Here is a 6,161-nt window from a genome sequence, read left to right on the forward strand (position 1 = left end):
CGAGGGAGCCGATATGACCGCGAAGGTCGCCGTCATCTACTACAGCTCGACAGGCAATGTGCACGCACTCGCGCAGGCCGTCGCCGAGGGCGCCGCCTCGGCCGGGGCCGAGGTGCGGCTGCGGCGGGTCGCCGAACTGGCGTCCGACAGCGCGATCGCCCAGAACCCGCAGTGGCGGCGGCACGCCGACGCCACCACGTCGATCACTCAGGCCTCGGTCGAGGACCTGGCGTGGGCCGACGCGTTCGCGTTCGGGACGCCGACGCGGTTCGGCGCGCCGGCCGCGCAGCTCAAGCAGTTCATCGACCAGGCCGGCGGGCTGTGGCAGGAAGGGGGACTGGCCGACAAGCCGGTGACGGCATTCACCTCGGCGTTCAACCGGCACGGCGGCAGCGAGGCCACGATCTTGTCGCTGGGCAATGTCTTCTACCACTGGGGGGCACTGATCGTCCCGCCCGGATTCACCGATCCGGCCGTGTACGCCGCCGGCGGCAACCCCTACGGCACGTCGTTCGTGACCGGCCCGACCGGGGACGGCCCGGACGCCGCGGCACTGGAGGCGGCCAGGTACCAGGGACGGCGGCTGGCCCGGATCACGATCCGGCTGCTGGGGGACGGCCGCGCCGCCGCGGACGACGGGAACCCCCGCGAAGCCATGGCCGGGACAACCTCCCGCACCGCGTGAGCGGCGGATCGACGAGGAGGAAGTCATGACAAGCACCAGCACCGCACCCCAGCGGGCCAGGCCGCACGCCGGCCCCGCCTGGCTGGTCCTGTCGCTGGCGTGTGCCTGCCAGTTCATGGTGATCCTGGACGCGTCCATCGTCAACGTCGCCCTGCCCTCGGTCCGCGAGGACCTCGGCTTCACACCGACCGGCCTGGCCTGGGTGGTGAACGGCTACCTGCTCGCCTTCGCCGGCTTCATGCTGCTGGGCGGCCGCGCCACCGACCTGGCCGGCCCGCGCCGGATGCTGGCCGCCGGGCTGCTGTTGTTCTCCGCCTCGAGTCTGGTCGGCGGCCTGGCGACCACTCCGGAGGTCCTGGTGGCGGCCCGCGTCGCGCAGGGCGTCGGAGCGGCCATGATGGCCCCGGCGACGCTGGCCGTGATCAACACCTTCTTCACCGAGCCGGGCGCGCGCGCCAAGGCGTTCGGCGCGTGGTCCGCCTCGGGCGGTGTGGGCGGGATGGCCGGCGCGGTCGCGGGCGGTGCCCTCACAACCGGCCTGTCGTGGCGGTGGGTCTTCCTCATCAACGTGCCGATCGGCGCGGTGCTGATCGTGGTGGCCGTGATGTCGCTGGCCGGCGCGCGGACCGGCCGGCGGGGATCGCTCGACCTCACCGGCGCGGTCACGGGGACGGCGGGACTGGCCGCGCTGATCTACGGGGTCATGCAGAGCGCCGATCACGGCTGGTCGTCCGGGCTGGTCGTCGGGCCGGTGGTGGCGGGCCTGCTCCTGCTCGCCGTCTTCACCGTGGTGGAGGCGCGTTTCGCCGCCCAGCCGATGATGCCCCTGCGGCTGTTCCGGATCCGAGGGGTGGCCGTCGGCAACGGCATGCTGCTGCTGTTCGGCGCGATCACCATCGCGATGTGGTACTTCACCTCGCTCTTCCTGCAGAACGTGCTCGGCTTCAGCGCGCTCCAGGCCGGGCTCGGGCAGACACCCGCGGCAGTGATGTTCATGGTGGTCGCGCGATGGGCCGCCGCCCTGCTGCCGCGGACCGGCGTGCGGCCCCTGGTGCTGGCCGGCAGCGCCTGTTTCCTGGCCGGTTTCGGCTGGCTCTCCCTGGCCCACGCCGACAGCGGCTACGTCACCAGCGTGCTCGGTCCTACGCTGCTCGTCGCGGTCGGCATCGGGCTGACCTTCCCCACCCTCATGGCCGCGGCGACCGCCGACGTTCCCGAGGGCGACGCGGGGATCATCGGCGGCCTGGCCAACACCGCCGGCCAGGTGGGCGGGTCGATCGGCCTGGCGGTGCTCGCGACGGCCGCCGGCGCCAGAGCCGCGTCGGAGGCCGGCGGGAGTTCCCCGGCCGACGCCCTCGCCGCCGGCTACGGCCTGGTCTTCCTCATGGCGGCCGGGCTCGGCCTGGCCATCGCGGCGGTCAGCCTGCTGCTGCCGCGGCACCGGCGCGGCTAACGCGGATCGGTCCCGCTGACGATCTCCTCGCGGGTGAGCCGCGACAGCGTCCGTACGGCGCGCAGGAAGCTCTCGCGCTCACCCTCGGGCAGCCGGGCGAGCAGGCGGTCCTCGTTGGCCTGGATGCCGGCCCGTACCGATCGGCAGACCTCACCGCCCCGAGCGGTGATCGCGAGGACGCGTGCCCGCCGGTCCCGGGGGTCGGGATCGCGGGTGATGAGCCCCGCCTCCTGCAGCCTGTCGAGGGTGCTGATGATACGGGTCTTGTCGGCGCCGATCGCCTCCGCCAGAGCGGCCTGGGTGCGCACGGCGTTGTCCTCGAGGGCGGCGAGCACCGCGTACGCCCACATGGAGATCCCGTGCGCGGCCAGCACGGGCTGCTCGGCGGCGATGAGCGACTGCACCAGGGGGTGGAGCATCGCGGCGAGGTCGCGACGGTCTGTCATGGAGTAATGGTACGCGTTGACAGATTATAAGCCAATGTAGATCATATGCGAATGCCTACTAATTCTGGCGTCCGCCTGATCCGCGGAAGCCGCCTCACACAGGCGGTCGACTACGCCTACGCCGCCGTCGCGGACGCGCCCGTGCGCTCCATCTGGGTGGCCGGTGCGTGCCCCCTCGACCTCGACGGCAACACCGTCGCCGTCGGCGACTACGCCGGCCAGACCCACCAGGTGATGCGCAACCTCGTGACCGCCCTGGAGGACGCCGGCGCGTCACTGACCGACGTCGCCAAGACCACCGTGTACGTGGCCTCCTCCCGCCAGGCCGACCTGGTCGCCGCCTGGGCGGTCTACCGCGAGTACATGGGCGGGCACGACGTGCCCAGCACGCTGCTCGGCGTCGCCGCCCTCGGCTACAAGGACCAACTGGTCGAGGTCGAGGCCACGGCGGTGATTCCCGGCTGATGGATGCCCGGCCTTCCGAGCGTGGCGGGATCCGCGCCACGCCCGGCCGGCTCCTGTGGGCCTCCGGCATCGGCGTCCTCGACACGGCGGCCCGCGTGTGGCCCCTGCCGTACCAGCCGGAGGGCTCCCCCTGCCTGTGCAGCGACCAGGAGCGCGACGATCTCGGCTATTTCATCGAGCCCAACCGGTCGATCACCGTGTACGCGGTGCTGCCCGCCCCGTCCGGCAGCCCCTCCACCGCCACGGTCCTCACCCCGGTGGGTCCGCCCATGCCGGACGTGCCCATCAGCGACGCGGCGCCCGAGGGCGACTCCTCCGGCACCGACGCCGTCAACGACCCGCTGTCGCAGCGCCGCGCCCAGGCGGTACAGAGCGCCCTGGCGGCGCTGCTGACACGTGGGGGCGTGCGATTCCAGGCTCGCGGGTACGGCTCCCGCCGCCCCCTGTACGGCAACGACACCGACGAGGGCAAGCGCCGCAACCGCCGGGTGAGCGTCACCTTCACCAAGCCCCGGCCCAAGTCCGAGCAGGCGGACCCGGCCGAGGACCTCGCGCAGACGCTCGCGCCGGAGGCGGGCGAGCCCGAGGGTCGGCCGGTCGCCATGAAGATCACCGGGCTGCGACGTCACCGCCATGCGTGACGCGCTGGCGGCCACCGGGCGCCCGATCGTGCACAGCCTGTGCAACTGGGGGGAGGAGAGCGTCTGGACCTGGGGGATGTCGACGGGCAACCTCTGGCGCACGACGGGCGACATCCAGGCGGACTGGGGCTCCGTCACGAGCATCCTGGACCAGCAGGTCTGACCCACCGTGTCCACCGTCGCCGGGGCGCCCGCGGTGCCCCGGCGACGAGTGACCGCCGGCCTGCCGCTCACCATCGGTTTGACGCCCGTCCCCACCGGAGGCTCTGCGTCTCTCGGCAACGACACCGGACCGTCACGAGGCTGAGGTCCGCTCAGCTCCCGGCTTCGGCGCGGGTGAAGACATGCGAGCGGCCGATCGGGCTGAAGCCCCGGCGGGCGTACCAGGTGTGCGGCCAGTCGTCGGGGTCGGCGAGCAGGAAGACCAGGCCGTGGACCGAAGCGTGTCGCAGGGCGGTGCCGAGGATGATGTCCGCGTAACCGCGCCGGACGTGGGTGTCGGCGGTGACGACGTCCTCGATCTGGGCGATCCCCTGGGCCGCGTCGAGGTAGAGGTCGGCCCAGGCGCCGACAGTGCCGTTCTCGTCGCGGACGGCGAGAAAGCGGACCTGCTCGGCACCGCGGAGCCGGGCTGTTCGGCGGTCGGCGAGCTGGTGGACAACAGCGTCATCGGCCTGGGGCATCCAGATGCGGAGCTGGCGGATCATCGCGGGCCGCAGGTCGGCGGGGGCGACGGTCTGTGCGAGCGCACCAGGGACGGGAGCGGTGCCGGAGTGGGTCATGACGAGCTCGATCGCGTGGGCATAGCCGGCTGCGGTGAGGGCGGGCGCGCAGAAGGCGCCGACGGCGTCGTCGAGGACCGTGATCCGACGGTGGCGCAGGTGGCCGAGTGCCTTATCGGCCAGAGCCGGGAGGTCGGAGGGGGCCGTCGGCCCCTCGATGACGAGCTGGTTGTGCTCGCGGGATGCCGCGTACTCCTGGTCCAGGACCGCCACGCCGCCGGGAATCTCGATCACCGCGGCGGCCTGACGCCGGGCGAAGGACGCGCGGAAGGCCGCGATGCGCTGGAGATCAGTGGCTGACATGCGATCAGTCTATGGATCGATGCCGCCCTGGAGTGATCGTGGAGAGAGCCTCAGTGAGGGGTGTGCCCTGTCCGGTCGCCCCGGCGGCACCCTGCTCCACCGATGTAGTACGCGTTCAGTATGTTGCCGTAAAAGCCCAGGAGTGTGTTTCCGGGGCCGACGCACAGGTGGTAGTCGTTCGTACTACCGCCCCCACTGACATCGACATGCACGAGAATGGTCGTCGGCCCGCAATGGCCGTATACGGCGAATCGCGTCTCTCTTACCTGATTGACGAAGAAACCGCACCGGGGAGCGTCCGCGCTCTCCTGTCGGGCCGCCGGGCCGTTCGCCGGCGCGGCGTGGGCCGGGCTCGCGGACGTCGCCATCAGGCCCGCGACGAGCACGGCCGAGGCCACCGCGGAGACGGCCCGCAGTCGTGACTGATCAGTGGTGGAAGTCAGGAGCGCCATGGATTCGAATGTACGCGAGACTTTCCGGATGCGCGGAGAATTCCGACCATAATAATTCCGCGAATTGGGCCGATACAATTAGCTTTGCGGGGAATTATGAGATGGCTGCTGAACGCGAAAAATCGAGATGGTCACCTCCGGGGCCGAGCAGGCCGGCCCAGCTCGTGGGCGAGCTGCTCCAGCTCTGCCCCGCCCGCCATCAGGGCGGTCAGCTCCTCTCGGGTGATGTCCGCCTTGCCGTACTCACCGAGGCTGGTCCCCCGGTTCAGCAGCAGGAACCGGTCGCCGATCGGGTAGGCGTGATGGGGGTTGTGGGTGATGAAGACGACCCCCAGGCCCCGGTCGCGGGCCTGGGCGATGTAGCGGAGCACCACCCCGGCCTGCTTGACCCCCAGGGCGGAGGTCGGCTCGTCCAGGATGAGCGCCCGGGCGCCGAAGTGGACGGCGCGGGCGATGGCCACGGACTGGCGCTCGCCGCCGGACAGGGTGCCCATCGGCTGGTCGACGTCGCGGATGTCGATGCCCATGGAGCGCAGCTCCTCGCGGACGGTGCGCCTGGCCCCGGCCACGTCGAAGCGGCGGAACGGGCCCCGGCCGAGCCGCGGCTCGGCACCGAGGAAGAAGTTCCGCCAGACCGACATCAGCGGGATCATCGCCAGGTCCTGGTAGACCGTGGCGATGCCCCGGTCCAGGGCGTCACGGGGGCTGGTGAAGGCGGCCGGCGCCCCGTCCACCAGATACTGCCCGGAGTCGGGGGCGTGGACGCCCGCCAGGATCTTGATCAGTGTGGATTTGCCCGCGCCGTTGTCGCCCAGGACGCAGGTCACCTCCCCCGCGCGCACCCGCATGGAGACCTCCCGCAGCGCGATCACGCCGCCGAACGTCTTGCCCGCGGAGCGGACCTCCAGCAGGCAGGGGGGCGGCTGCCCGGTGC

Annotated in this window: 9 protein-coding genes and 1 pseudogene; 6 read left to right on the forward strand and 4 right to left on the reverse strand. The window is 71.8% G+C overall.

The window, feature by feature from the left end; translation table 11 throughout:
- Window positions 1-13 precede the first annotated feature (13 nt).
- Window positions 14-685: an NAD(P)H:quinone oxidoreductase gene (gene wrbA / locus ACWDS7_RS08605; protein WP_451928724.1), complete on the forward strand. Its 672-nt coding sequence runs from the start codon at window positions 14-16 to the stop codon at window positions 683-685.
- A gap of 25 nt (window positions 686-710) precedes the next feature.
- Entirely contained in the window at window positions 711-2,138 is a 1,428-nt protein-coding gene (locus ACWDS7_RS08610) for an MFS transporter (RefSeq protein WP_451928725.1), read from the forward strand.
- On the opposite strand, the gene ACWDS7_RS08615 is transcribed toward ACWDS7_RS08610, so the two are convergent.
- Window positions 2,135-2,584 carry a MarR family winged helix-turn-helix transcriptional regulator gene (locus ACWDS7_RS08615; RefSeq protein ID WP_306874474.1) on the reverse strand — a complete coding sequence of 150 codons (450 nt, stop codon included), beginning with the start codon at window positions 2,582-2,584 and terminating at the stop codon, window positions 2,135-2,137. The two genes, ACWDS7_RS08610 and ACWDS7_RS08615, sit on opposite strands and share 4 nt — an antisense overlap.
- 51 nt (window positions 2,585-2,635) lie before the next feature.
- Between ACWDS7_RS08615 and ACWDS7_RS08620 the strand changes: the two genes are divergently transcribed.
- The 3 genes from ACWDS7_RS08620 to ACWDS7_RS08630 are packed head-to-tail and all read left to right on the forward strand — an operon-like array spanning window position 2,636 to window position 3,853.
- The gene (locus ACWDS7_RS08620) at window positions 2,636-3,049 is read left to right on the forward strand and encodes a RidA family protein (protein WP_451928726.1); all 414 of its coding nucleotides are present in this window, start codon (window positions 2,636-2,638) and stop codon (window positions 3,047-3,049) included.
- Window positions 3,049-3,690 (forward strand): OmpA family protein, encoded by a 642-nt coding sequence (locus ACWDS7_RS08625; protein WP_451928727.1) that lies wholly within the window; start codon window positions 3,049-3,051, stop codon window positions 3,688-3,690. Before ACWDS7_RS08620 ends, ACWDS7_RS08625 begins: the two co-directional genes overlap by 1 nt.
- Window positions 3,683-3,853, forward strand: a complete 171-nt coding sequence (locus ACWDS7_RS08630) for a hypothetical protein (protein WP_451928728.1) — start codon at window positions 3,683-3,685, stop codon at window positions 3,851-3,853. Before ACWDS7_RS08625 ends, ACWDS7_RS08630 begins: the two co-directional genes overlap by 8 nt.
- Before the next feature lie 151 nt (window positions 3,854-4,004).
- On the opposite strand, the gene ACWDS7_RS08635 is transcribed toward ACWDS7_RS08630, so the two are convergent.
- Window positions 4,005-4,775 (reverse strand): hypothetical protein, encoded by a 771-nt coding sequence (locus tag ACWDS7_RS08635; RefSeq protein ID WP_451928729.1) that lies wholly within the window; start codon window positions 4,773-4,775, stop codon window positions 4,005-4,007.
- A gap of 50 nt (window positions 4,776-4,825) precedes the next feature.
- A pseudogene (locus ACWDS7_RS08640) lies at window positions 4,826-5,005 on the reverse strand (DUF6355 family natural product biosynthesis protein); the annotation flags it as partial.
- Window positions 5,006-5,045: 40 nt separating this feature from the next.
- Between ACWDS7_RS08640 and ACWDS7_RS08645 the strand changes: the two are divergent.
- Complete coding sequence (locus ACWDS7_RS08645) at window positions 5,046-5,201, forward strand: hypothetical protein (protein WP_451928732.1); 156 nt, start codon at window positions 5,046-5,048, stop codon at window positions 5,199-5,201.
- A gap of 157 nt (window positions 5,202-5,358) precedes the next feature.
- On the opposite strand, the gene ACWDS7_RS08650 is transcribed toward ACWDS7_RS08645, so the two are convergent.
- Complete coding sequence (locus tag ACWDS7_RS08650) at window positions 5,359-6,138, reverse strand: ATP-binding cassette domain-containing protein (RefSeq protein ID WP_306875890.1); 780 nt, start codon at window positions 6,136-6,138, stop codon at window positions 5,359-5,361.
- Between the last annotated feature and the right edge of the window lie 23 nt (window positions 6,139-6,161).

The sequence above is a fragment of the Streptosporangium sp. NPDC003464 genome (assembly GCF_053588315.1).